The organism is Marinobacterium sp. BA1 (assembly GCF_041155135.1).
Lineage (GTDB): Bacteria > Pseudomonadota > Gammaproteobacteria > Pseudomonadales > Balneatricaceae > Marinobacterium > Marinobacterium iners.
In genome coordinates, this window is the sequence record NZ_BAAFHC010000001.1 from 1,413,806 (window position 1) to 1,436,174 (window position 22,369).

Consider the following 22,369-nt stretch of genomic DNA (forward strand, 5'->3'; position numbering starts at 1 on the left):
CGGCGGCAATCACTGCGCAGATTCAGTTTCAGCTTCAGTTTGCCACTGCTCTGACCACTTCAGCAGCCAGGTCGGCAGTTCATCTTCCGGCATCGGTCTGGCGATGGCATACCCCTGACCCAGCTCACAGCCCAGCTCCAGCAACGCCTGGCAATGGGCCTGAGTTTCGACCCCTTCGGCAATAACAGAACGTCGGAAGGCCTGAGCCAGGCGGATGACACCATCCAGGATTGCCAGGTCATCCGGATCATCAAGCATGTCACGCACAAAACTGCGGTCGATCTTGAGCAGCTCAGCCGGCAAACGCTTAAGGTAGGTCAGCGACGAGTAGCCGGTACCGAAGTCATCCAGAGCAAAGCCCACACCCAGGCGCTGGCAGGCAGTAATGATGTCCGATATCTGCACCACGTCATCCAGTGCCGTGGTTTCCAGAATTTCCAGCTCCAGATCTCCGGGCTGAATCGTTGGTCGCTGCTGCAGTTCTTTGTCCAAGCGCTCAACAAAACTGGCATGCTGCAAATGGATCGCGTCAATATTGATACTCACCTGCAATCGCAAGCCAGCCTGTTTCCAGCTGACCTGCTGATCCAGAGCCGTACACAACACCCAGTGGCCCAACTCGATTGCCAAGGGGTGGTTCTCAATCACGGGAAGGAAGGCTGCCGGTGGCAACAAGCCGCGTTCAGGATGCTGCCAGCGAATCAGTGCTTCACATCCAATTACCTCACCGGTCCGCATGTTGACCTTGGGCTGGTAGAACAGTCTGAACTCTTCGCTGTACAGGGCATCCCGTATGCGCTCCAGACTTTCATGCTGATCACGTACTGCGCGATCACGCTCTACATCAAACAGATGGTAACGATTCTTGCCCGCCTGCTTGGCCTGATACATCGCCTGATCCGCCTGACGCTGCAACTGGTCGGCATCCAGCGATTCCTGCTGCGGGTAGAAAACCACGCCAATACTGGCGGAAACGGCCAGCTCAAGCTCATCCAACTGGACCGGCTCGGCGGCAGCCTGCAAAAGCCTTTCGAGTACCGGAGTGCTCGCATCCGGATGCTCAAGGTTCTGCAATACGGCAACAAATTCATCCCCGCCCAGGCGGGCCAGAGTATCCTCATCACGCATCACCCGCTTCATGCGCCGTGCTACCTGTACCAGAAGCTGGTCACCCACCGCATGACTATGAGTGTCATTCACTGCCTTGAACCCATCCAGGTCAATAAACAGCACCGCGATACTGGTGCCATGACGATTGGCCTGTGCCATGGCTTGCTGCAGACGATCCGCCAGCAGCGTACGATTAGGCAAGCCGGTCAGCGGGTCGAAATGGGCAATCTGCTCAAGCTGTTTTTGCTGCAGCTTCAGGGTTGTGATATCGGAGAGTAGCGCCACATACCCCTGCAGACGACCGGCCTCGTCATAAAAAGCATTTACTTTCTGCAGCACGGCATAAAGCTCACCGTCCTTGTGTCGGTTCCACACCTCACCACTCCAATGACCATCACGCTGTAAAGCCTGCCACATGCTGGCATGGAAGTGCTTACCCTGAAGGTCAGAGTTAAGGAAGGCGGGGTTACGCCCCAACACCTCGTCGGCATCATAGCCCGTTGTGCGGGTAAAGGCGTTGTTGACGCTGACAATATTGCCGTCAGGGTTGGTAATCATGATGCCTTCATTGGCATTATCAAATACGCTTGCAGACAAGCGCAGCTGGCTTTCATGAAGCTCTCTGCGTCTCAGGCTCACCAGCAACTCTGCAAACAGTTTCAGTAGGGCTACGGTTTCGCTGCCAAACTTGTCTCGGTGGCGCATGGAGGATATACCGACAAACCCAGTGCAGTGGCCCCTGACCATCAACGGCTGACCGATCAGGCTTTTGGTACCGTGTGATTTCAGTATTTCGACAATAAAAGGGTCGGGAACCTGTTCCAGGTCCGCTATGACAACCGGCTCGCCTCTTCCATGCAGAGCAATCCAGTTGGGGAATTCACTCATCGGGAGCTGCTGCAGCTTGTGTGCTCCTGGCTTCACACCCTCGGCGCACCACTCAAGCGTCATCGAGGCGGTTTTTCGCTCAAAATCATACTCGAACAGATAGCAACGATCGGCATCAAAGAAGCTGCCAATCTCACACAGGGCATCATCAAGAGCGGATTCAATCTGATTCAGTGGCAGGTTGATGAATCGACTGGAGAACTTCAACACAACCTGACGATAGCGGTCCGCCTGTGCAATCAGCTGCTCCGCCTCATTGCGCTGCATCTCGGCACTGACCCTGTCTACAAAGAGCTGAATCAGGTTGGTTGCAATCTGTGGCTGCAGCAACGGCTTGCGACTCATAACAACCAGCAGCCCAACCGCTTGCTGCTGTTTATCAAGCAACGCGCTGCCAATATAGGCTTGTGCACCCATGTCCGCGAGCATGTAATCTTCAGGGTATTTCGTCTGAATACCAGTGGCACAAACAAGTTGGTGCTGTTTCAACACATCAGAACAAGGGCTACCGTGCAGGTCATAGCTGAAACGATGGATAATGCCTTCATCGGACCAGCCCGCCAGTACTTCGGCCCGCTCACAGTCTTTTTCAAACCGTGCAACAAAGGCATACTCAAGCCCGAGAGCGTCAACCAGGTGCCGGCAGACCGCTTCATAAAAAGCTTCACCGGCAAGCGGCGCAAAGGTGGTTGCCAATGCTGTCAACGCCTGCTGAGTGAGCTGCTGCTCAGTAATGTCCTGCACTGTCCCCAGCGTCTGCACGGGTTCACCCTCGGGGGTGTACAGGGTTTCAGCACATACACTGACATGTTTCACGATATCACCCGGCAGTAACAGCCGGTGCTTGATCTCGTAGGTTTTCCCGCTTCTAAGCGCCTCACTGTACACAGTCCGGATCCGCTGCCTGTCTTCAGGGTGCAGCCGCGACAGTGCCTTGCGATAGCTGGAATCACTCTCAGATGGATCAAGGTCCAACAGCCGGTACATCTCATCAGAACAGGTGAAACGCTGATTGATGTGATTCAATTCCCAACTGCCCACCCTGGCAATGCGTTGAGCCTCTCTGAGGCGCTCACTGCTCAGCTCAAGTGCCGCTGTCGTTCTGCGTCGCTCCCGCTCCAACTGACGTCGCCGCTGGATATTCAGAGCCAGGGCGGTAATGACCACCGCCTGTATCAACAGGGCACCCGCCAGCAGCCAGATCTGCAGCTTGCGATTGCGCTCCAGTTCATTTACCTGAGCGTCCACCATCGCTTCCAGGCGCTCCTGGTAGTGCCACAGATCCTGGGCTTCATGCCGGCCCGGGGTAATATCATTGATGATGGAGAACAGCAGGTTCTGCTCGTTGAAACGGTAAGGGCGGGAGTGAACCTCTACGGTTCGAATTTCGCCACTGGCAAGGCGGTGACGGAAAAGAAAGTAATTGCGACCCTCGGCTTGCGCCAGAGTCCGTTCTTCTGCCACCTGTTCGGCAGTGAACGTATTGATCTGCTGGATAGTCATCTGCTGCAGCTGTTCAATCGGATAACCATAGAACTCGGCTGCGGCGTCATTGGCTTCAACGATGTTACCTGTGTCAGGGTCAATAAGCAGCATCATGACACCAGACTCACGGAATACCCGTTCAAACTCGGGGCCCTTGGCAACTACGGAGGCAAGCCCTGTCATCACCAGTACCATGGACAGGACCACAGCCATCAACAGGCGGCTCAGTTGACGCAGCGACAGACGATGCTGCCACATATCAATCATGAGCCGTACCAAAACAGCAGGACCCGAACGAGTTTCGTCTGGTGCGAGGAGTGTGTTCAATCCTTGAACATATGTGTAACGAGCACGATCCGTGCCGTATAAATGAGGTTGCGGATATGGTCTTAAACAGCGCCATCTAAAGGCTCGCTCCAACTACTGCCATCCGTTTGGCCATCCAAACTAACCAATTAACGGTCAGACAACAAGCGTTTAAAGCTGTCGCAAGCAAGATACGGGTCAGCCGTTGACAATAATCAGGTATTAGCATCGCTGAATATACTACGGCTGACTTCGTTCACTGGCTCATAATCCTCAAGAGCCCGAATATGTCACCTTGACGTCAAGGTGTCTCATCCTTACCCGACACTCCATCCTGACGGAACATGGCCTTGATTCCCCTGACAGCCTGTCGAATACGATCCCTGTTTTCAATCAGGGCAAAGCGCACGTAGTCGTCACCATAGTCACCAAAACCTATGCCCGGCGATACACACACCTTGGCATCGGACAGCAGCTTTTTGGAAAATTCCAGCGATCCCAACTCACGATAGTGATCCGGAATTTTGGCCCAGACATACATGGACGCCTTGGGGTTATCCACCATCCAGCCCGCTTCATGCAGGCCTTTCACCAACACGTTTCGGCGCTGCCGATATTGCTCGGCGATATCGCGCACACATTGCTGATCGCCCTCAAGTGCCGCGATGGCCGCCACTTGCAAGGGAGTGAAGGTGCCATAATCGTGGTAGCTTTTGATACGTGCCAGCGCATGTACCAGCTCTTTGTTACCCACCATGAACCCGATACGCCACCCGGCCATGTTGTAGCTCTTGGAAAGCGTAAAAAACTCAACGGCCACATCTCGCGCACCGGGTACCTGCATGATCGAAGGCGCGGTCCAGCCATCATAGACAATATCGGCATAGGCCAGATCGTGCACCACGATAATGTCATACTGCTTCGCCAGCGCGACAACACGCTCAAAGAAATCCAGCTCAACACATTGTGCGGTGGGGTTGGAGGGAAAGCCCAGAATGATCATTTTGGGTTTCGGGATCGACTCGCGGATGGCCCGCTCAAGCTCGACAAAAAAGTCTACCCCCGGCACCAATGGAACCGAGCGGACCTGAGCCCCGGCAATTACGGCACCATAGATATGAATTGGGTAGCTTGGATTGGGCACCAACACGGTATCGCCGTGATCCAGGGTTGCGAGCATCAAATGAGCCAGACCCTCTTTGGAGCCGATAGTGACAATCGCTTCATCTTCAGGGTCAATATCGACCTGATAACGCGTCTGATACCAGTTGGCTATGGCTCTGCGCAAACGCGGGATACCCCGTGATGTCGAGTAGCCATGTGTATCATCACGCTGAGCAACGGCACAGAGTTTTTCAACAATATGGGGAGGTGTGGCCCCATCAGGGTTCCCCATGCTGAAGTCGATGATATCCTCGCCACGTCGACGAGCGGCCATCTTTAATTCAGCCGTGATGTTGAACACATAGGGGGGAAGACGATCAATACGGGAAAAATGGCGTACGGATTGCACACCGGTCTTGTCAGTCATATAAGCCTCGATAAACGTCAGCGCCCGGAACCGTCCGAGCGACGCCAGCCATGTGCGCATGGCTGTGACACCGAGATTATCCGCAATCAGCCGCGGACGCCAGTCCCTTCTGCAAAGACTCTGCAGGCTTCACAACTCATTCAATTTAGCGCTTAACTGATCAACGATATGTGCCGCAATGGGAATGGCAGAGGTTGCTGCTGGGGAAGGTGCATTGCACACCACCAGTGCGCGATCGGTTTTCACAAACAGAAAATCATCTACCAGGGAGCCATCCCGTGCCACAGCCTGCGCCCGCACCCCTGCAGGATAGGGCTTGAGATCCGTCAGTTTCAACTGTGGACAGTACTTGCGCACCAGTTGCAGGTAACCGCTGCGGCACAGGCTGTTTTTCATTTCGTTAAGTCCGGGCCCCAGGTTGCGAGCCAGCATTTTCAACAGCCCGGGCCAGCTCAGCATACCCGCCAATTCAGACAGGCTGATATCCCGTTTGCGATAACCCTCGCGCTTAAAGGCAAGCACCGCATTAGGCCCAACGGTGACCGTACCATCGATCATACGGGTCAAATGTACACCCAAAAACGGCAACTCGGGATCAGGAATGGGATAGATGAGATGGTTCACAATGCGGTCATGCTCCGGTGGCAACAGAAAGTACTCGCCCCGAAACGGTACGATACGAAAATCGGGCGTTTGTCCCAGCATTTTTACAATACGATCCGACCAGAGCCCCGCGCACGCGATCAGGTGGCCAGCACTGAGCAGTTCGGTTTCAGTTTCAACCTGCAGATCGGCTTCGCGCTCTTCGATCCGTTTCACTTCGGTGTTGAAACGTACCTCTCCACCGGCTTTCTCTACCAGCTCCACCATCTTTTCGCAGATACGGCTATAACTGACAATCCCGGTAGAAGGCACGAATATGGCCCCCACTCCGGTAATGTTGGGTTCGCGCGACTTAAGCTGGTCGGCATCGAGCACTTCTATCGGAAGCTGATTTTCGGCACAGCGGCCGATCAATGCCTTCATCCGCTCCAGTTCCTGCGCATTGGTCGCTACCAGCAACTTGCCACACTCATCGAACGGGATGCCGTGTTCACGGCAAAATGCCTTGGTAGCGACATTACCTGCCTTGCAAAAGCGAGCCTTGAGGCTGCCGGGCTTATAGTACACCCCGGCGTGAATCACGCCGGAGTTGTGGCCAGTCTGGTGCTGCGCCGGGCCAGACTCTTTCTCCAGCACCAGTACCCGTTTGCCTGGAAAGCGCTGTTGCAACTCCAGTGCGGTTGCCAGCCCGAGAATTCCGCCACCAATCAGAATAAAGTCATGCATGGTTCGCACTCGCCTCTGTAGCAGCACCGGTGGCCGGTTTTTCCCCATAGCGACGACTGAACAGAAACAAGCCTACAAACGCCACGGCAGCCACCAAGTCATAGGCCAGCTGGCCATGAGGCCAGAGTAGACCGATAGCGCAGACACCGCTGAACAAACGCAACAGTAGATTAAGCCGCCCTTCCAGATAGCCTTCCATGAATCCGACAAAGGCATACATGCCGAGAATACCAAAGGCAAAAATGGTCAGTACTTCAACCCAGCTGCCGCCAATAAACGGGGTATAGGCAAACAACAGAGGTACCACATACAGCCCTTTGGAGATTTTCCAGGCGGTGAAGCCGGTCGCCATGGGCGGTGTACGGGCAATTGCCGCCGCCGCAAAGGCTGTCAGACAGACCGGAGGGGTCACATTGGAGTCCTGCGACAGCCAGAAAATGATCATATGAGCCGCCAGCAGGATCATGGCCAGCCTTTCGGGTGCCATCGCCTGCTCCAGCAGTTGCCCCTTGAAGTCTGCCGGCACCTGTTCCAGCAGGCCCATCGCCTGCACCTCGCTCATGGGCGCGGCCAATGCGGAAAGACTGGCAGGGTCCACCAGCATGAAAATGGTACGCGCCGCTTCCGGCAAATTGCCACTGACCATCAGCTGCAACAGTTCCCGCTCGGCCATCAGGCCATACAGTGCCGGCGCCGACAGGGTCGCCAGCACGATGTAAGCGGCCGTGACCGGAAGGCCCATCCCCAATACCAGCGATGCCAACGCCACCAGCACCAGCGTGATGAGCAGGCTGCCACCGGCCCAGTCGGTCACCATCAATGAGAAGGTATTGCCGATACCGGTCATGGAGACCACATTCACCACCAGTCCGACCGCAATCAGCAGCATGGCGGTGGTGGCCATGTTTTTTGAGCCCTGTGCCAGCGCATCGACAATCGCTCGCGGTCCCATCTTGCGCGGCGACAGCCAGGACGCCACTACCACGGACAGAATGGAAATACCGGCTGCATAGGTAGGTGTAAAACCTTTTACCAGCAGGGTAACCAGTACCACCAGCGGCAACAGACAGTGCCAGCCTTCCTTGAACACCTCACCCACCGGGCGTGCATCCATCTCAATCGCATGGGCATGGCTGCGCTTGGCCTCGACACGCACGTAGAAGCCGACCGACAGGAAATACAGCAACGCCGGCAATGCCGCTATCCCAATGATGGTGACATAGGGGATCTGGGTGTAAGACGCCATGATGAACGCACCTGCCCCCATCACCGGTGGCATCAACTGACCACCGGTAGAGGCCGCTGCCTCAACACCGGCGGCAAAACGCGGCGGAAAACCGGCCTTCTGCATCAACGGAATGGTGATGACACCGGTGGATACCGTATTGGCAACGGATGAACCGGACACCGAGCCCATCAGGCCCGAGCCAAACACGGCCACCAGACCAGGGCCACCTACCATCTTGCCGGCCACGGCGCGTGACAGGTCGATGATGAAGTCACCGGCACCGGATTTCACCAAAAAGGCACCGAACAGAATAAACATGAACACATAGGTCCAGGAGATCATGGCGATGGAACCAAACATCCCCTCGGACGAGAAGAAACTCCGGTACAGCACGGTTTCCAGGTTCAGGCCCGGAAAGTTGAACATGCCCGGTACATACTGCCCCCACCAAAACACATAGGTCAGGGCAAACAAAATCAGACAGGGAATGAACCAGCCGGTCGTCCGGCGTGTCAACTCCAGTGCAATCGCAATGGCGATAATCGATACGATCCAATCCGTGGTGATAAAGTTGACACCACGCGCATAGAGCGCATCTTCAAACAGCATCAGATAAGCAGTTGTCCCCACCGCCGCCAGACCGATCAGCAGGTCCAATCCCAGCATCAGCTTCGAGTCGCCAGCCTTGTGGCTCATCGGCACCATCAATGCACAGATCAATGCAAAACCGGCAAAGTGGATCGCCGCCACCCACAGCTCTGACAGCGTTCCCAAGGTGTTGAAATAGATGTGGGCCAGCGCAAACAGTGCCCCGCCCCAGTAAATGAAGCGCCCACTGAGGGAGTTTGCGTCACGCTTGGTCAGCTCAAGGCTTTTGAGGCGCTCGGCGGTCTGCTGATCATTCAGCTGCGTTGAGGTCATCGACTCGGTCCTCTGTTATTCGGTATTCACCACAACTGCACACCCCGCCCTCTGACGGGGGTGCAATCGACAGACTGGTGAGCAAGCCTGGCTTACTCGGCGATCAGGTGATCCGGGATTGCGAGGCCCGCTTCACGGTAGTAACGCACAGCACCCGGGTGCAGCGGTACCGGCATGCCAGCGATCGCTTTTTCCAGTGCCATCGCCTTGGTAGCGGCATGAATACCGTTGAGGAAGGTCAGGTTTTCATAGATGGTTTTGGTCAGCTGATAAACGTCTTCTTCAGACACGTCCGCATTCACCGCCAGGAAGTTGGGCTGGGCAATGGTGCTGATCTCTTTGGTCTGGCCCGGATAGGTGTTGGCCGGAATGACATAACGGGTCCAGAGGTCATAGCGACCGTTGGCCAGCTTCATCTGCTCGTCGGTAAAATCCAGCGTGGTGATATCACCACCCATGGCGGCATAGGCTCGGGTGATGGCTGAGGTCGGAACGCCCGACGGAATGTTCATGCCATCAATAGTGCCGTTCTGCATCGCATCAGCCGACGGGCCATAACCCATGTACGCCAGGCTGAAGCTGTCCGGGTCGATACCCAAATTGCCCAGAATGGTACGGCCGGAGCCTTCAGTGCCTGAGTTTTTCGGCCCGATGGAGAACTTCTCGCCCTCAAAGCCCTTCAAGTCCATGATGGTGCCGGTTTTCGCATAGGGTGTGCGAACCACGAACTGCTCCACGTTCTGCCACAGCATGGTGACAGAGCGCAGGTACTCCTGCTTGCCGGACTCTTTCAACTCACCCTCACCGTTCCAGGCCCAGGCACCGTAAAGCCCCTGCAGGATCGAGAACTGAACCTGGTCTTCACGCATCAGCTTGATGTTTTCACCGGAGCCGGCGGAGTTGATGGCAGAAACGGACATGCCGATGGTAGGCTCAAGCTTCACCTTAGCCAACGTGGCAATGGCAACGCCAACCGGGTAGAAGGTGCCACCGGTGGATGCAGTTGCCATGATGTAGGAACGTTTTTCTTCAGCCTGTGCCAGACCGGCAGCGCCGCCAACGGTTGCCATGGCCAGCGTAAGACCCATTGTCTTGATCAGGGTGCGTTTGCTCTGATTCATCTTGGTATCCCTTATCGTTATGTCATCAGTCGTTGTTGTTAGTGACCTGAATAACAAAGCAGGAACTGGGCCAACTCACTCGATCCTTACAACCCTTTGTTTTACATATATATTCAGCATGCAACACTGACCTGATGAGCTAAATTTCGCCTATTAAGCCCTCTGAGCATAGGCAAAAAATCGCTTATTGCGCTGTAAAATCACTGCGATTCAGGCCATAACGCTGCATTTTCTGGTTCAGCGTCCGGCGTGGCAGGTCCAGCTCATCCATGACCGCCTTGATATTGCCCTGGTGCCGCTCCAACGCTTCACGAATAAGTTGCGACTCGTATTCAGCCACTCGAACAGCCAACGACAGGGTCTGCCGCCCGGCCAGCGGTGCACTGATCAGCGGCGTTTGCCGTGAAAGCAGTTCGGCCACGCTGGCACGCGGGTCCACGGCGTAGCGGATGGCGATGTTCTTCAGCTCACGCACATTACCAGGCCAGGCGTAGGACTGAAGCGCATCCAGATCATGATCACTAAGCTGGCGCGCTTCACGGTCATGCTCATCAGCGCCGCGGCCGGCATAATGAGCAAACAGCAACGGCACATCCTCGATCCTCTCACGCAGCGGCGGAATATGCAGCTCGGAGACACTGAGACGATAGAACAGGTCTTCACGGAAATTGGGGTCGCCACGCAGGTCCACCTTCGCAGCAGCCACCACACGCAGATCGACCGGAATCAATGTATTGGAACCCAGCCGTTCGATCACATGCTCCTGCAGCGCCCGCAGCAACTTGATCTGCAGGTGCAGCGGCATGCTCTCGATCTCGTCCAGAAACAGGGTACCGCCACTGGCATACTCAAACTTGCCGATACGGCGCTTGGCCGCATGGGTAAACGCACCGGCCTCATGCCCAAACAACTCACTTTCAATCAGGTTTTCGGGAATGGCCCCACAGTTGATTGGCACGAACTGCTTCTTGCCTCGAATGCTGTACTCGTGCAGACACTGCGCCACCAGCTCCTTGCCTGTACCGGTCTCACCGTAGATGATCACATTGGTATCCAGCTCGGCCAACGCCAGCAGCTCTCGCCGCAGGCGCTGAATGGCCGGTGAAATGCCGATCAGACGCGCTTCCAGCACCGAACGACTGGCCAGACTCTGCTGCAGGCGCAGGTTTTCCAGCATCAGCCGTCGCTTTTCACAGGCTCGGCGAATCCGCTCCACCAGGCGCTCGGGTACAAAGGGTTTTTCGATAAAGTCGTAGGCACCTTCGCGCATGGCCGCCGTAGCCATATCCACATCGCCATGTGCCGTGAGCAGAATCACCGGCAGATCCGGTGCACGCTTGAGCGCTTCGGTCATCAACTCAAGGCCATCCATGCCGGGCATGCGCACATCGGTCAACAGAATGCCGGGGCAGAACGGATCTATCCGCTCCAGCGCCTGCTCGGCACGGCTGAAACACTCCACACTGAAACCGGACAGCTCCAGCCACTGGGCAGTTGCTTCACGCACCATCGCCTCATCATCCACCAGCAGTACGCGGCCCTGATCAATCATTATTCGCTCCTTGGTTGGTAAAGCGGCATGCTCAGCCGGAAACAGGCACCTTCAGCCTGATCAACAGGTTCGATACTGCCACCGAGGTCACGCAAAATACTGTGTACGATTGCCAAGCCCAACCCCAGTCCCTGGCCCACCTCCTTGGTGGTGAAGAAGGGCTCAAACAGTTGAGTGCGATGCTCGGGCTCAATGCCGGGGCCGTTGTCTCGCACATCCAGCAGCATCTGTCCGTTCTCTATGGCCTGCACACTGATCCAGAGGTGGTGCTCACCGGGTCGTGTCGACATGGCGTCGCAGCTGTTCTTGATCAGATTAATCATCACTTGCTCATAGCGTGCGGCATCACCGGCAATTTTCATGTCAGGCGGCGGCGGATCAAAATGCAGTTGCAGATCCAGCTCCTCGAAGCGACCACGAAACAGCTGCAGCACCTGTTCCATCACCTGCTGCAGCGACACCGGATCGATACGCTCCGGTTTGCGATAGGCAAAGGTTTTCAGCTGCCCGGTAATCAACGCCATGCGGTCGAGCAGCTGCTGTTGCTGGCGCAGGTTACGCACCAGTGCATCAGGATTATCCAGCTGCTTTTCAGCAATGGCGAGATAGGTACGCATGGCGGTCATCGGCTGATTGAGCTCATGTACGACAGAAGCCGACATCCGCCCCAGCGCCGCCAGCTTTCCAGCCTGCACCAGCTCCGCCTGAGCTTCCTGCAATGCCTGGGTGCGTGCAACCACCTTTTGTTCCAGCGACTCGTTGGCTTCTCGAAGCGCCTGCTCCAACCGCTTGCGACGGCTGATATCGATCAGAGTGACCAGATAGCCCAGCTCAGGGTGTCGATCCATCTGCCGAATCGAGATCAGCATGGGAAATTCACTGCCATCCGCACGCTGGCCGACCACTTCCAGCCCGGTCAGCGGCTGAAAGCGTTCGCTGCCCAATGCACCCAGCGCCTGCTGCAGCGGCCGAGCCGAAAAGCCGGCCCGCAGCAGATTCAGCACCGGCTGGTGCCGAATCTGTTCCGCCGAAACGCCAAACAACTGCATCGCCATCGGGTTGACCAGCTCAACCTGGCCCGAAGGCGTAATGTGTATCAAACCAACCTGCGCGGTATTGATGATGTCACGCTGCTGTTCTTCACTGCGTGCCCGCTCCTGCAGTCTCTCCAGTTGGAGCCGACGTTTCTGGCGTGACTCACGCAGGTACAGCAGCAACAGACCCAGCGCCACCCCGCCGGAAAGTACCGAGGCCACCACCAACTGCTCACGCTGCCTGGCCGGACGGATATCGGTCAGCGTACTCACCTGCCAGCCCAGATCATCCAGCTCAACTCGATGTATGATTGCCATGGAGTCTTTATGCGGCACAAGCTGCAGACGGGTACCATCACTCAACAGCCGGGGCTCCAGCTGCCCCAGCGGCCACCCCAGATCAGACTTGAATACCAGCTCTCCCGTGGGTGACACCACCAGCAACGGGTGGTCCGTCGTCAGCTGTTCACTCAGCCGGGGTACATCCAGCCGAATCACGGCTACCCCCACCAGCCCGCCATCATAGATCGGCGCTGACATGAAAAAAGTCGCGGTTTCCAGATCTTCTTGATACTGCAGTTCCTGCCCTTGCTCTCCCGCCAGCGCTTGCTGGAAATAGTGCTGCTGCCACTGAGAGCGCAACTGTTGTGAACTTTCATCACGCCAGTTGCTGTATGCCAGCGCCTCGCCTGTAGGGTCAAGCACAAACAGAGCCGTAGAGCCGGCCACCAGGTTGAACTGCTCCAGTACCCGGTTCACCAGAGTACGGTTATGTTCATCCGGCTGGCGCAGAAAGTCTCTGACCTGCAGATTCTGTGCAACCAGAAAGGGCAAATAGTTGTACTGACCAAGACTGCGGCGCAGCTGGCCGATGCTGTTCAGCAACCGATCGGAACCTTCCACATGCAACTGCTGCATGGCCCGATCATAGGCAACCCGACCACCCCACCAGGCCAGCAACAGAAACAGCAGGCTATACAGCAGAATTTTGAGGCCAAGCGACAGGCGATATTTTGAAGACGTGGCACGTTCGGGCATTGGCAGTCTCTCTTGGGCAGGCGCGGAACCTTAGCAAAGGCAGATATTTTTTTCAGCCGATCAACGCCTGTGCCATAATAGCGGCCCCATTCTATTCAGTCTGTATGGATACCATGACCGCCAACACCATTATCGCCTATCAGGGCCACGAAGGGGCCTATTCCCATCTTGCCTGCCGCCACGTGCACCCGGAGCTGACGCCCCGCGCCTGCGAAAGCTTTGTTGAAGCGATGTTTATGGTCGAGCGCGGCGAAGCGCGACTGGCGATGATTCCGCTGGAGAACTCCACCGCCGGCCGGGTTGAAGAGATCTACCGCCTGATGCCGAAAACGCGCCTGCATGTGATTGGCGAGCACTTTGAGCCGGTCAACCACTGCCTGCTGGCGCTGCCGGGCACCCGCATCGAAGACCTGAAAACGGTCTCGTCGCATCCTCAGGCACTGGCACAGTGTGCCGAAAACATCCGCAGCCTCGGAATTGAGCCGGTTGCCGCGCTGGATACCGCAGGCTCTGCCGATGAGTTGTCACAAAAGCGTACCCCGGGTCATGGCGCCATCGCCTCCAGTCTGGCGGCCGAGCTGTACGGGCTGGAAGTACTGCGAGAAAACTTTCAGGACAAGACCGGCAACACTACCCGCTTCATGATTCTGTCACGCGACCAGATGATGCCGCCGCTGGAGAAGGATGTGCGTTACATCACGTCCCTCATGTTCCGTGTGCGCAACATCCCGGCTGCGCTGTACAAGGCACTGGGCGGCTTTGCCACCAACGGAGTGAACATGGTCAAGCTGGAAAGCTACATGGCCTCTGAAACCATGACCGTGTCCAGCTTTCACCTGGATATTGAAGGTCACCCGCATGAACAGGCGATGAAGTTCGCGCTGCAGGAACTGAACTTCTTCGCAGAAGAGGTACGCGTGATCGGCACTTATGCAGCCCACCCTTTCCGCTTCAGCCACCTGAGTCTGGAGCTGTAGTCCGGCACTCAACGTTCCGGCGTACACTCTCCCCGCAGGGCACAGCCCAGTGCCTTGCGGATTGCATCCGGTGAAAGCCCAAGCGCAATCAGATGATGCAGCTTGGTGAAGGCCGCTTCCGGGGTCAGATCAAGCCCCGACACCACACCGACCTGATTCAACAGGGCACCCGTTGCATAAGCCCCCTGACTGACCGCTCCCTGCTGGCACTGGGTCACATTCACCACCACCTGCCCGCACCCTCCTGCATGAGACAGCACCTCCAACAGACCGGTCTCGGTTTCCGGCGGGTTACCAACGCCATAGGTGAGCAATACCATTCCCTTTACCGCTTCAGGCGCCAGCGCTTGTTGCAGCAGCCGCACCGGCATGCCCGGATATGTCATCAACATGACCACTGCATCAGGATCATACGCGGGTATTTCAAAGCGCACGGGTTGTGGCGGCAGTCGCTCTGCACTCAGCTCAATGTCAATCCCGGCCTTACCCAGCCAGGCGGCATTGGGCGAATCAAACGCATCCAGGCCGCTGCTTTTCACCTTGCGGCTGCGATTGCCGCGCAGCAAACGACCATTGAAACAGATGCACACCTCAGCAAGATCCGTACGCGACGCCAACAGCAGCGCCGTGACCAGATTATCCAGCGCATCATTTCGCACTTGGCTGAGAGGAATCTGGGAACCGGTCAGAATCACCGGCTTGTCCAGCTGTGACAACATGAATGACAATGCAGACGCGGTGTAGGCCATGGTATCGGTCCCATGCAATACCACAAAACCCGTGTAGTCATGCCACTTTTCCTGCAGGGATCTGGCGATCTGTGCCCAGTCGGCCGGCACCACACTGGCACTGTCGATCAATCGGTCAAACTCCAGCAGATCAAACGCCGGCACTGTACGATCCCCCAGCACCGCCTTCAGCCGGACGTCAAAACCCGGCTCCGGCACATACCCCTTGGCCGAGGCCACCATACCGATGGTGCCACCGGTATAGATCACCAGAATTTTGCTCACCATGGCGCTACCGCAACCGGTGCCAACATGGCATGCGGGCTCAGAATGGCATCCAGTTTCGCCTCAGGCAGCAGCCCTTCGGCCAGCACCAGTTCACGCACGGTAGAGCCTGAATTCAGCGCTGTAGAAGCGATCCGTGTTGCATTGCTGTAGCCGATATACGGCACCAGCGCCGTGACAATTCCGATACTGTTGTTCAGATGTCGGGCACACTGCTCTTCATTGGCACGAATGCCGCGAATACAGCGATTTTCCAGCATGGTACAGGCAGAGGTCAGCATCTTGATGGAGTTCAGCAAGTTGTACACGATGAGTGGTTCCATCGCGTTGAGCTGCAACTGCCCGGCTTCTGCCGCCAGTGTCACCGCCAGGTCCGCGGCAATTACCTGATACGCCGTCTGGTTGACCGCCTCCGGGATCACCGGGTTGACCTTGCCCGGCATAATGGAAGACCCCGGCTGCATCGGCGGCAGCAGAATTTCACCCAGCCCGGTGCGTGGGCCACTGGACAGCAGACGCAGATCGTTGCACATCTTGCCCAGCTTGATGGCGAAGCGCTTGAGAATGCCGGAAAACATGACAAAAGCGCCCATGTCTGAGCTGGCTTCCACCAGATTCGTGGCCGATACCACCGGTTTGCCGGAGATCTGCGCCAACCGTCCCACTGCCAGCGCCTGATACCCCGGCGGTGCATTGATACCGGTCCCGATAGCCGTACCGCCGAGATTGACCTCGCACAACAGCCGCGCCACCTCATGCAAGCGGTCGATATCCTCATCCAGATTGACGGCAAAAGCCTCGAACTCCTGCCCCAACGTCATCGGCACGGCATCCTGCAGCTGAGTACGTCCCATTTTGACGATATGGGAAAACTCGCGCCCCTTCTCTTCCAGCGCCTCGATCAAGCTACGGATTGCCTGTTCAAGCGGTTCAGACGCAAACTGAATCGCCAGGCAGACCGCTGTCGGATAGGCATCATTGGTGGACTGGGAGCGGTTAACATCATCATTGGGATGCAGATACCGGTACTCCCCACGCCCATGCCCCAATTTCTCCAGCGCCAAGTTAGCGATCACCTCGTTGGCGTTCATGTTGGTGGACGTGCCGGCGCCGCCCTGAATCAGGTCGACAACGAACTGATCATGAAGATGACCGGCATCAATCTCGTCACAGGCGGCGATGATGGCATCCGCCTTTTCTGCCGGCAGCACACCCAACTCACGGTTGGCCCAGGCGGCAGCCGACTTGACCTGCACCAGCGCACGTACCAGCGCCGGAAAATGGCTGATGGGCACACCGGTAATGGAAAAGTTATCAAGAGCACGCTGGGTTTGAATGCCGTACCAGGCTCCAGCCGGTACCGCCAGATCACCCAAAAGATCATGTTCAACGCGCATGTTCATCGAATGCATAGACCCTTGCAAACAGATTAAAAAGACCCCCGAGCTCGTCGTGAACCCGGGAGCAATTGGAGAAGCTGTTACCTGACAGTATTGCCGGAAGCGGTTTCACGCGCCCTGATCCGCTCCAGATCTTCCGGCTCAATTTCCCAGGCGACCGGGTCCACATTCATGTCACGGAACTGGCTGACATCAAAAACCGGCTGCTCGATCCCCTCGCCGATCTGGCGATCGAAATCACGTAAAATACGCAGACCAGGCTTGACCAGAAACAGCAGTGCAATCAGGTTAGCCAGCGCCAGCAGGCCCATGGTGACATCGGCAAAACCGAATACGGTACCCAGATCGGTGGTGGCGCCCCAGCACACGAGCCCAATGATCAGAACCCGGAATCCATTGAACAGATTCTGGTTTTCAGTGCTGAAGAAATTGAGACTGTTTTCACCCAGATAGTAGTTGTAGAGCATGGTACTGAAGCCAAACAGCACCAGTGCGATGCTGACAAAGGCACGCCCCCAGTCACCGACATGATCCGCCAGTGCCGACTGTGTCAGCGCAACACCTTCAACCGCGACACCGCTGCCCGGCTCATACACTCCGCTGAGCAGAATGATAAATGCGGTTGCCGAACAGATAATCAGCGTGTCGATAAAGACTGAAAAAGACTGCACAATGCCCTGATTGGCCGGGTGGGGCACATAGGCCACGGCTGCCACGTTGGGTGCGCTGCCAAGCCCGGCCTCGTTTGAAAACAGGCCACGCTTGACCCCCATCATGATCGCCGCACCAATGCCGCCACCGACTGCAGGTTCAAGGCCGAACGCACTTTTAACGATCAACATGAATACATCAGGGATACGGTCAAAATTGAGGCCCAGCACGACAAACGCCACCAGCAGGTAGCCACCGGCCATGATCGGTACCAGTACTTCGGCGACTTTGGCGATACGCTTGACGCCACCGAAGATGATCATGCCCACCAGCATCGCCATGGCGATCCCGGTATAGAACACCGGCACACCAAAGGCGTCCCCTACCGAGGTTGCAACGGCATAGGATTGCAGCGCTGTGAAGCAGAAACCAAAGGTCACCAGCAGCAGTACGGAGTAAATCGCAGCCAGCCAGTTCCACTTTTTGCCCAGCCCACGGGAGATATAGTGCGCCGGGCCACCACGATATGTGCCATCCGGCTCGGCCTGCTTGTAGGTTTGCGCCAGCGTACATTCAAGAAAGCTGGTGGCCATGCCCATCAGACCAACCAACCACATCCAGAAAATGGCACCTGGGCCACCCAGTGTAATCGCCACGGCAACGCCTGCAATATTGCCACCACCCACGCGCCCGGCCACCGACAGCAGTAGCGCCTGAAACGAACTCAGATGGCCATGTTTATCATGCTTGAACGCCTGACTGGCGCTCAGAATTCGGAACATGCGACCGAAATAGCGAAACTGGACAAAGCGCGAAACGACTGTAAAGCCAACACCGATAAGGATCAGCAGGCCGATCAGCACCTTGCCCCAGAGAAGCTCGTTGAGAAATTCCAACATCACTGCACTCCACTCTATTCTTGTTTTAGGACGGTGGGTCATTTAATCAATGATTCAGCACTGATAAAATTTGTCACTCTGACTACAGAATGGCGTATTTTGGCGCACATACAACACCAAAAAGTGCCAGCGCATTTTGGCGCATGCCCACTACAAACCCTCAGGAGGTGACGCGATTGAACGAGGATCTGGCCCAGAACCTGCGCCTTCTGTGCAGCTATCACAAATCGATCGCCGAAGTCTGCCGCCGACTCGACATCAACCGCCCGCAGTTCAATCGCTACCTGAGCGGACGTTTCAAGCCCTCAGCCGGCACTCTGCGTCGTATCTGTGATTTTTTTGGGGTTGAGGTGCACGAAATTCTGCTGCCACACAGTCAGTTTCAGCGCCTGGTGCAGATACGCCCCAGTGCGTTGCCACCCAGCGAACCTTCTGCAGATAACCTCAACGCACACCTGGACCACCTGTTCCGCAGTGGCAGTCAGGGGCTCGAACGTTATATCGGTTACTATTTCGAATATTACCTGTCGATGTCAGCGCCGGGAAAATTGATCCGTACGCTGGTCTGTATCGAGGAGCGAGATGGGCGCTACCTGTTTCAACGCACCGAGCGGATGCAACCGGAGCCCGGTGAACCAGCCTGCCACAACCGCTATCAGGGGGCTGCCGTGATGCTTAGTGATCGTTTATTTCTGGTTGATTATGAAACGCTGAATCGACATGAGCTGACCCAGACAATCCTTTTCCCCAGTTTCCGTAACCGACTTACCCGGCTGACAGGACTGCGCATTGGAGTGTCTGATAACAGTGAACGCATGCCCTGCTGCACACGGGTACTGTATGAGTATCTGGGCACCAGCATCAGAGTGCGCAAGGCGCTGGCGATGTGCGGACTGCTAGACCCCGGCAGTGATGAACTTGATCCAAGCATTCCTGCTGCAGTGCAAAACAATATGACAAATGAAGAGATTCATTTCCGGGCGAGACACCACACCGGCCGATAGCGCTTTAACGCAATATCAGAGCATTATCATTGTGATATAAGGGCTTATATTTATTCCGCACTGCACAAAAATATTATTTATTATAATATTTTATTCTAAAAAAACTATTGTGCATCGCACAAAAAAGGGCCATATTAAATTTGTCCTGCATCGCAGGGCACCGCGAGAGTCGTTGCTCTTCCTCAAGCTCTCGCATCCCATTTCCAACTCTGGCCGTTTTGAGTTGTTTGCACTTTGCCTGCCCCTCTTCAGATGAAGAGGGTTTTTTTTTGACTGAATTTCGAGAAACGTGACACGCAACGGCCACAAGAGGGGTTACATGTCAGACTGATTGCTCGCGGGCGGCACGTTCCTGCAGTTTTTTCAGCACCCGAGACACCGCCACAAAACCGAAAGTTGCGGTCACGACCGTGGTGGCTCCGAAACCACCGGCACAATCCAGTCGTGTGCCATTTTCCATCACGCTCTTCTGCTGACAGACACTGCCGTCCGGCTGCGGGTAACGCAGCTGCTCTTCTGAGTAGACACATTCAACGGCAAAGCGGCGCCCGCTGCTGCTGAAACGATAATGGCGCCGAAGGAAAGAGCGTACCTTGGCGGCCAGAGGATCGGTTTGGGTACGGGTCAGGTCGGCAACGCGAATCAGGGTCGGGTCGATCTGACCACCGGCACCGCCAATCGTGATCACCGGCACTTTGCGCCGCTTGCACCAGGCGATCACCGCAGCTTTGTCCTTCACGCTGTCGATGGCATCCACCACGTAGTTCAGATCGTCATGCAGCAACTCATCCAGATTGTCACGGGTCGCGAAGGCTTCTACTTCATGTACCAGACACTCCGGGTTGATATCTCGGATACGTTCCGCCATCACCGCCACCTTGGACTGGCCGACGGTGGAACTGAGGGCATGGATCTGACGGTTGGTATTGGTGACACACACATCATCCAGATCAATAAGCGTAATTTCGCCTATGCCGCTGCGCGCCAATGCCTCCGCTACCCAGGAACCAACGCCCCCGATACCAATGACCGCCACATGGGACCGCTGAAACAGTTCGAGCCCGTCCAGTCCATAGAGCCGAGCCGTACCACCAAAGCGCTGCTGAGCCACATCACTCATCGTCGAACGCATCCTCGGTCAGTTCGGTCAGAACGGTGTCGCCGCACTGATTGCACTTGCCTTCAATAAAGACCAGCCCATACAGCTCGTATTCCTCAGGGTCGGACATCCCCAGCCCCAGCTGTTGGCAATTGTCGCACCAGGTATCGGTAAGGAAGAGTTGCTGTTCCTCAGAGTCACGGGCGTAAAAATCCCGCTGCACACGATTTTCGTTCATTTTTTGATCAGTCTTCATAAGAGGCGCATGATAAATCAGCCGGCAGTACCATGCCAGCATAGAGCAAAAGGATCACGCCATTCACCCGCCAGCAGCGCTGCCACCTCGGGCAACCGGAACAGCTCACCCCGGTCAGGGTCAGTACAAAAGGCACAGGCCTTGTCTGCAAGGCTGAAGCTCAAATGCCAGGCATGCAGATAACCACGATCTGGCTGGGCCACGTTCGGCTGCGCCGCATCCGTTTTTTCATGATAGATCGGATCGCCAATAATCGGAGCACCGATGCTTTTCAGGGCGACACGGATTTGATGTGTTTTACCGGTGTAGGGACGACACAGAAAGGCGCGCAGGCCTGGCTTGAGCGATGCACTGTAGAACTCGGTACGCGCCCGGTTTTCGTCTGTACGCGTAAGCTTCCAGCTGCCGCGACGGCTGCGAACCATTCCACCCTCGATACGGCCCTGTTTTTTGCTCGGCTTGTGATCGCTCAGCGCCAAATAGAACTTACTGACTTTTTGTGCAGCAAAGGCCGCCGACAGCTCAGCGGCGACTGCAGCCGACAGCGCAAACACCACCAGCCCGGACGTCATGCGGTCTGGCCGGTGCACCGGCCAGACCGGTTGCCCCAACTCTTGTGCCAGCAGCATTGCCAGACCGGCCGCCTGATCATCCTTGTGCATGCTGATGCCCGGCGCCTTGTCGATCACGACAAAGCGGGCGTTGTGTTCAATGATGCGAAAGGCAGACGCGGTGTCCGGCTGGCTCACCAGTTCATGACCTGTTTGACGAAGGGTACGGTGATCTTGCGTTGCGCACTGAGCGAGGCCACATCCAGCTTGTCCAGCGTCACAAGCAGGTGCGCCATGTTGCGGCTGCCGTGATGCATCAGGTAGCGAATCACATCATCACCCAACTGAAGACCACGGGCCTGAGCCCGTGCACGCAGAGCAACCACCTTGGTGTCGTCATCCAGAGGCTGGAGCTGAAATACCATGCCCCAGTTGAGGCGGGACTCAAGATCGGCCAATCGAATCCCCAGTTTTGCAGGCGGCAGGCTTGCCGCAATAATCAGCACATGGCCGTTGGCGCGCATCCGGTTATACAGATGGAACATCGCCTCTTCCCACTCAGGGTCACCGGCAATTTGCTCCAGGTTATCAATGCATACCAAATCCAGTTGATCAAAGTCTTCAAGCAGCTGAGGGCCATACTGTTTCAGCTCGGCCAGCGGCAGGTAAACGGCGCTGCGCTTGATCGGGTCGGAGGCATGGCAGCAGGACTGCAACAGATGGGAGCAGCCCGTACCGGTATGTCCCCAAAGATAGAGATACTGCTCGCCAAAACCGGCCACCGATTTCTCCAGTGCAGCGCACACCAGTCCATTGCGGCCACAGACGAAGTTCTCGAAGCGGGCATCATCCCGCAGCGTTATTCCCAGAGGTAACTGCACAGGTGCAGCAGAACGGCTTTTCTCTTTTTGAATCACTGCAAGCGTCTTATGGTTCGCGATACCGAGGAAAAACATACGGCGTGTAAATGACGCGC

At 56.2% G+C, this 22,369-nt stretch carries 16 protein-coding genes; 2 read left to right on the plus strand and 14 right to left on the minus strand.

Annotated elements, in window-relative coordinates:
• Positions 1-9 precede the first annotated feature (9 nt).
• The 7 genes from ACAM29_RS06920 to ACAM29_RS06950 form a co-directional block, all read right to left on the minus strand.
• Positions 10-3,750 carry an EAL domain-containing protein gene (locus ACAM29_RS06920; RefSeq protein ID WP_369623652.1) on the minus strand — a complete coding sequence of 1,247 codons (3,741 nt, stop codon included), beginning with the start codon at positions 3,748-3,750 and terminating at the stop codon, positions 10-12.
• A gap of 340 nt (positions 3,751-4,090) precedes the next feature.
• Complete coding sequence (gene alaC / locus ACAM29_RS06925; RefSeq protein ID WP_091827032.1) at positions 4,091-5,320, minus strand: alanine transaminase; 1,230 nt, start codon at positions 5,318-5,320, stop codon at positions 4,091-4,093.
• A gap of 129 nt (positions 5,321-5,449) precedes the next feature.
• The gene (lhgO, locus tag ACAM29_RS06930) at positions 5,450-6,649 is read right to left on the minus strand and encodes an L-2-hydroxyglutarate oxidase (RefSeq protein ID WP_369623653.1); all 1,200 of its coding nucleotides are present in this window, start codon (positions 6,647-6,649) and stop codon (positions 5,450-5,452) included.
• Positions 6,642-8,798, minus strand: coding sequence for a TRAP transporter permease (locus ACAM29_RS06935; RefSeq protein ID WP_369623654.1), 2,157 nt, complete (start codon positions 8,796-8,798; stop codon positions 6,642-6,644). Before ACAM29_RS06935 ends, lhgO begins: the two co-directional genes overlap by 8 nt.
• A 92-nt stretch (positions 8,799-8,890) precedes the next feature.
• Positions 8,891-9,919, minus strand: coding sequence for a TAXI family TRAP transporter solute-binding subunit (locus ACAM29_RS06940; RefSeq protein ID WP_369623655.1), 1,029 nt, complete (start codon positions 9,917-9,919; stop codon positions 8,891-8,893).
• A gap of 184 nt (positions 9,920-10,103) precedes the next feature.
• Positions 10,104-11,471: a sigma-54 dependent transcriptional regulator gene (locus ACAM29_RS06945; protein WP_091826939.1), complete on the minus strand. Its 1,368-nt coding sequence runs from the start codon at positions 11,469-11,471 to the stop codon at positions 10,104-10,106.
• Positions 11,471-13,543 carry an ATP-binding protein gene (locus ACAM29_RS06950; RefSeq protein ID WP_369623656.1) on the minus strand — a complete coding sequence of 691 codons (2,073 nt, stop codon included), beginning with the start codon at positions 13,541-13,543 and terminating at the stop codon, positions 11,471-11,473. The genes ACAM29_RS06945 and ACAM29_RS06950 overlap by 1 nt, the downstream gene beginning before the upstream one ends.
• Before the next feature lie 113 nt (positions 13,544-13,656).
• On the opposite strand from ACAM29_RS06950, the gene ACAM29_RS06955 reads away from it, so the two are divergent.
• Positions 13,657-14,520, plus strand: a complete 864-nt coding sequence (locus ACAM29_RS06955; protein WP_369625125.1) for a prephenate dehydratase — start codon at positions 13,657-13,659, stop codon at positions 14,518-14,520.
• A gap of 8 nt (positions 14,521-14,528) precedes the next feature.
• Here ACAM29_RS06955 and ACAM29_RS06960 read toward each other — a convergent pair whose 3' ends face one another.
• The 3 genes from ACAM29_RS06960 to ACAM29_RS06970 form a co-directional block, all read right to left on the minus strand.
• Positions 14,529-15,536, minus strand: a complete 1,008-nt coding sequence (locus ACAM29_RS06960; RefSeq protein WP_369623657.1) for an asparaginase domain-containing protein — start codon at positions 15,534-15,536, stop codon at positions 14,529-14,531.
• Positions 15,530-16,936 (minus strand): aspartate ammonia-lyase, encoded by a 1,407-nt coding sequence (locus tag ACAM29_RS06965; RefSeq protein WP_369623658.1) that lies wholly within the window; start codon positions 16,934-16,936, stop codon positions 15,530-15,532. Before ACAM29_RS06965 ends, ACAM29_RS06960 begins: the two co-directional genes overlap by 7 nt.
• A 77-nt stretch (positions 16,937-17,013) precedes the next feature.
• Positions 17,014-18,483: an alanine/glycine:cation symporter family protein gene (locus ACAM29_RS06970; protein ID WP_369623659.1), complete on the minus strand. Its 1,470-nt coding sequence runs from the start codon at positions 18,481-18,483 to the stop codon at positions 17,014-17,016.
• A gap of 176 nt (positions 18,484-18,659) precedes the next feature.
• Between ACAM29_RS06970 and ACAM29_RS06975 the strand changes: the two genes are divergently transcribed.
• Positions 18,660-19,487 (plus strand): helix-turn-helix transcriptional regulator, encoded by an 828-nt coding sequence (locus ACAM29_RS06975; RefSeq protein ID WP_369623660.1) that lies wholly within the window; start codon positions 18,660-18,662, stop codon positions 19,485-19,487.
• A gap of 322 nt (positions 19,488-19,809) precedes the next feature.
• On the opposite strand, the gene tcdA is transcribed toward ACAM29_RS06975, so the two are convergent.
• Genes tcdA through hda form a run of 4 tightly spaced genes read right to left on the minus strand, consistent with a single transcriptional unit; the run spans position 19,810 to position 22,310 of the window.
• Positions 19,810-20,607 carry a tRNA cyclic N6-threonylcarbamoyladenosine(37) synthase TcdA gene (tcdA, locus tag ACAM29_RS06980; protein ID WP_175527653.1) on the minus strand — a complete coding sequence of 266 codons (798 nt, stop codon included), beginning with the start codon at positions 20,605-20,607 and terminating at the stop codon, positions 19,810-19,812.
• A complete protein-coding gene (locus tag ACAM29_RS06985) occupies positions 20,600-20,824 on the minus strand; it encodes a hypothetical protein (RefSeq protein ID WP_242530158.1) in 225 nt (74 codons plus the stop codon). Before ACAM29_RS06985 ends, tcdA begins: the two co-directional genes overlap by 8 nt.
• 35 nt (positions 20,825-20,859) lie before the next feature.
• Positions 20,860-21,591 carry a TIGR01621 family pseudouridine synthase gene (locus ACAM29_RS06990; RefSeq protein ID WP_369623661.1) on the minus strand — a complete coding sequence of 244 codons (732 nt, stop codon included), beginning with the start codon at positions 21,589-21,591 and terminating at the stop codon, positions 20,860-20,862.
• Complete coding sequence (gene hda / locus ACAM29_RS06995) at positions 21,588-22,310, minus strand: DnaA regulatory inactivator Hda (protein WP_369623662.1); 723 nt, start codon at positions 22,308-22,310, stop codon at positions 21,588-21,590. The genes ACAM29_RS06990 and hda overlap by 4 nt, the downstream gene beginning before the upstream one ends.
• Positions 22,311-22,369 lie beyond the last annotated feature (59 nt).

Excerpts from the sequence above, each read along its gene's own strand:
- ACAM29_RS06920 (WP_369623652.1), bottom strand. The coding sequence starts at position 3,750 with ATGATTGATATGTGGCAGCATCGTCTGTCGCTGCGTCAACTGAGCCGC.
- alaC (WP_091827032.1), bottom strand. The coding sequence starts at position 5,320 with ATGACTGACAAGACCGGTGTGCAATCCGTACGCCATTTTTCCCGTATT.
- lhgO (WP_369623653.1), bottom strand. The coding sequence starts at position 6,649 with ATGCATGACTTTATTCTGATTGGTGGCGGAATTCTCGGGCTGGCAACC.
- ACAM29_RS06935 (WP_369623654.1), bottom strand. The coding sequence starts at position 8,798 with ATGACCTCAACGCAGCTGAATGATCAGCAGACCGCCGAGCGCCTCAAA.
- ACAM29_RS06940 (WP_369623655.1), bottom strand. The coding sequence starts at position 9,919 with ATGAATCAGAGCAAACGCACCCTGATCAAGACAATGGGTCTTACGCTG.
- ACAM29_RS06945 (WP_091826939.1), bottom strand. The coding sequence starts at position 11,471 with ATGATTGATCAGGGCCGCGTACTGCTGGTGGATGATGAGGCGATGGTG.
- ACAM29_RS06950 (WP_369623656.1), bottom strand. The coding sequence starts at position 13,543 with ATGCCCGAACGTGCCACGTCTTCAAAATATCGCCTGTCGCTTGGCCTC.
- ACAM29_RS06955 (WP_369625125.1), top strand. The coding sequence starts at position 13,657 with ATGACCGCCAACACCATTATCGCCTATCAGGGCCACGAAGGGGCCTAT.
- ACAM29_RS06960 (WP_369623657.1), bottom strand. The coding sequence starts at position 15,536 with ATGGTGAGCAAAATTCTGGTGATCTATACCGGTGGCACCATCGGTATG.
- ACAM29_RS06965 (WP_369623658.1), bottom strand. The coding sequence starts at position 16,936 with ATGAACATGCGCGTTGAACATGATCTTTTGGGTGATCTGGCGGTACCG.
- ACAM29_RS06970 (WP_369623659.1), bottom strand. The coding sequence starts at position 18,483 with ATGTTGGAATTTCTCAACGAGCTTCTCTGGGGCAAGGTGCTGATCGGC.
- tcdA (WP_175527653.1), bottom strand. The coding sequence starts at position 20,607 with ATGAGTGATGTGGCTCAGCAGCGCTTTGGTGGTACGGCTCGGCTCTAT.
- ACAM29_RS06985 (WP_242530158.1), bottom strand. The coding sequence starts at position 20,824 with ATGAACGAAAATCGTGTGCAGCGGGATTTTTACGCCCGTGACTCTGAG.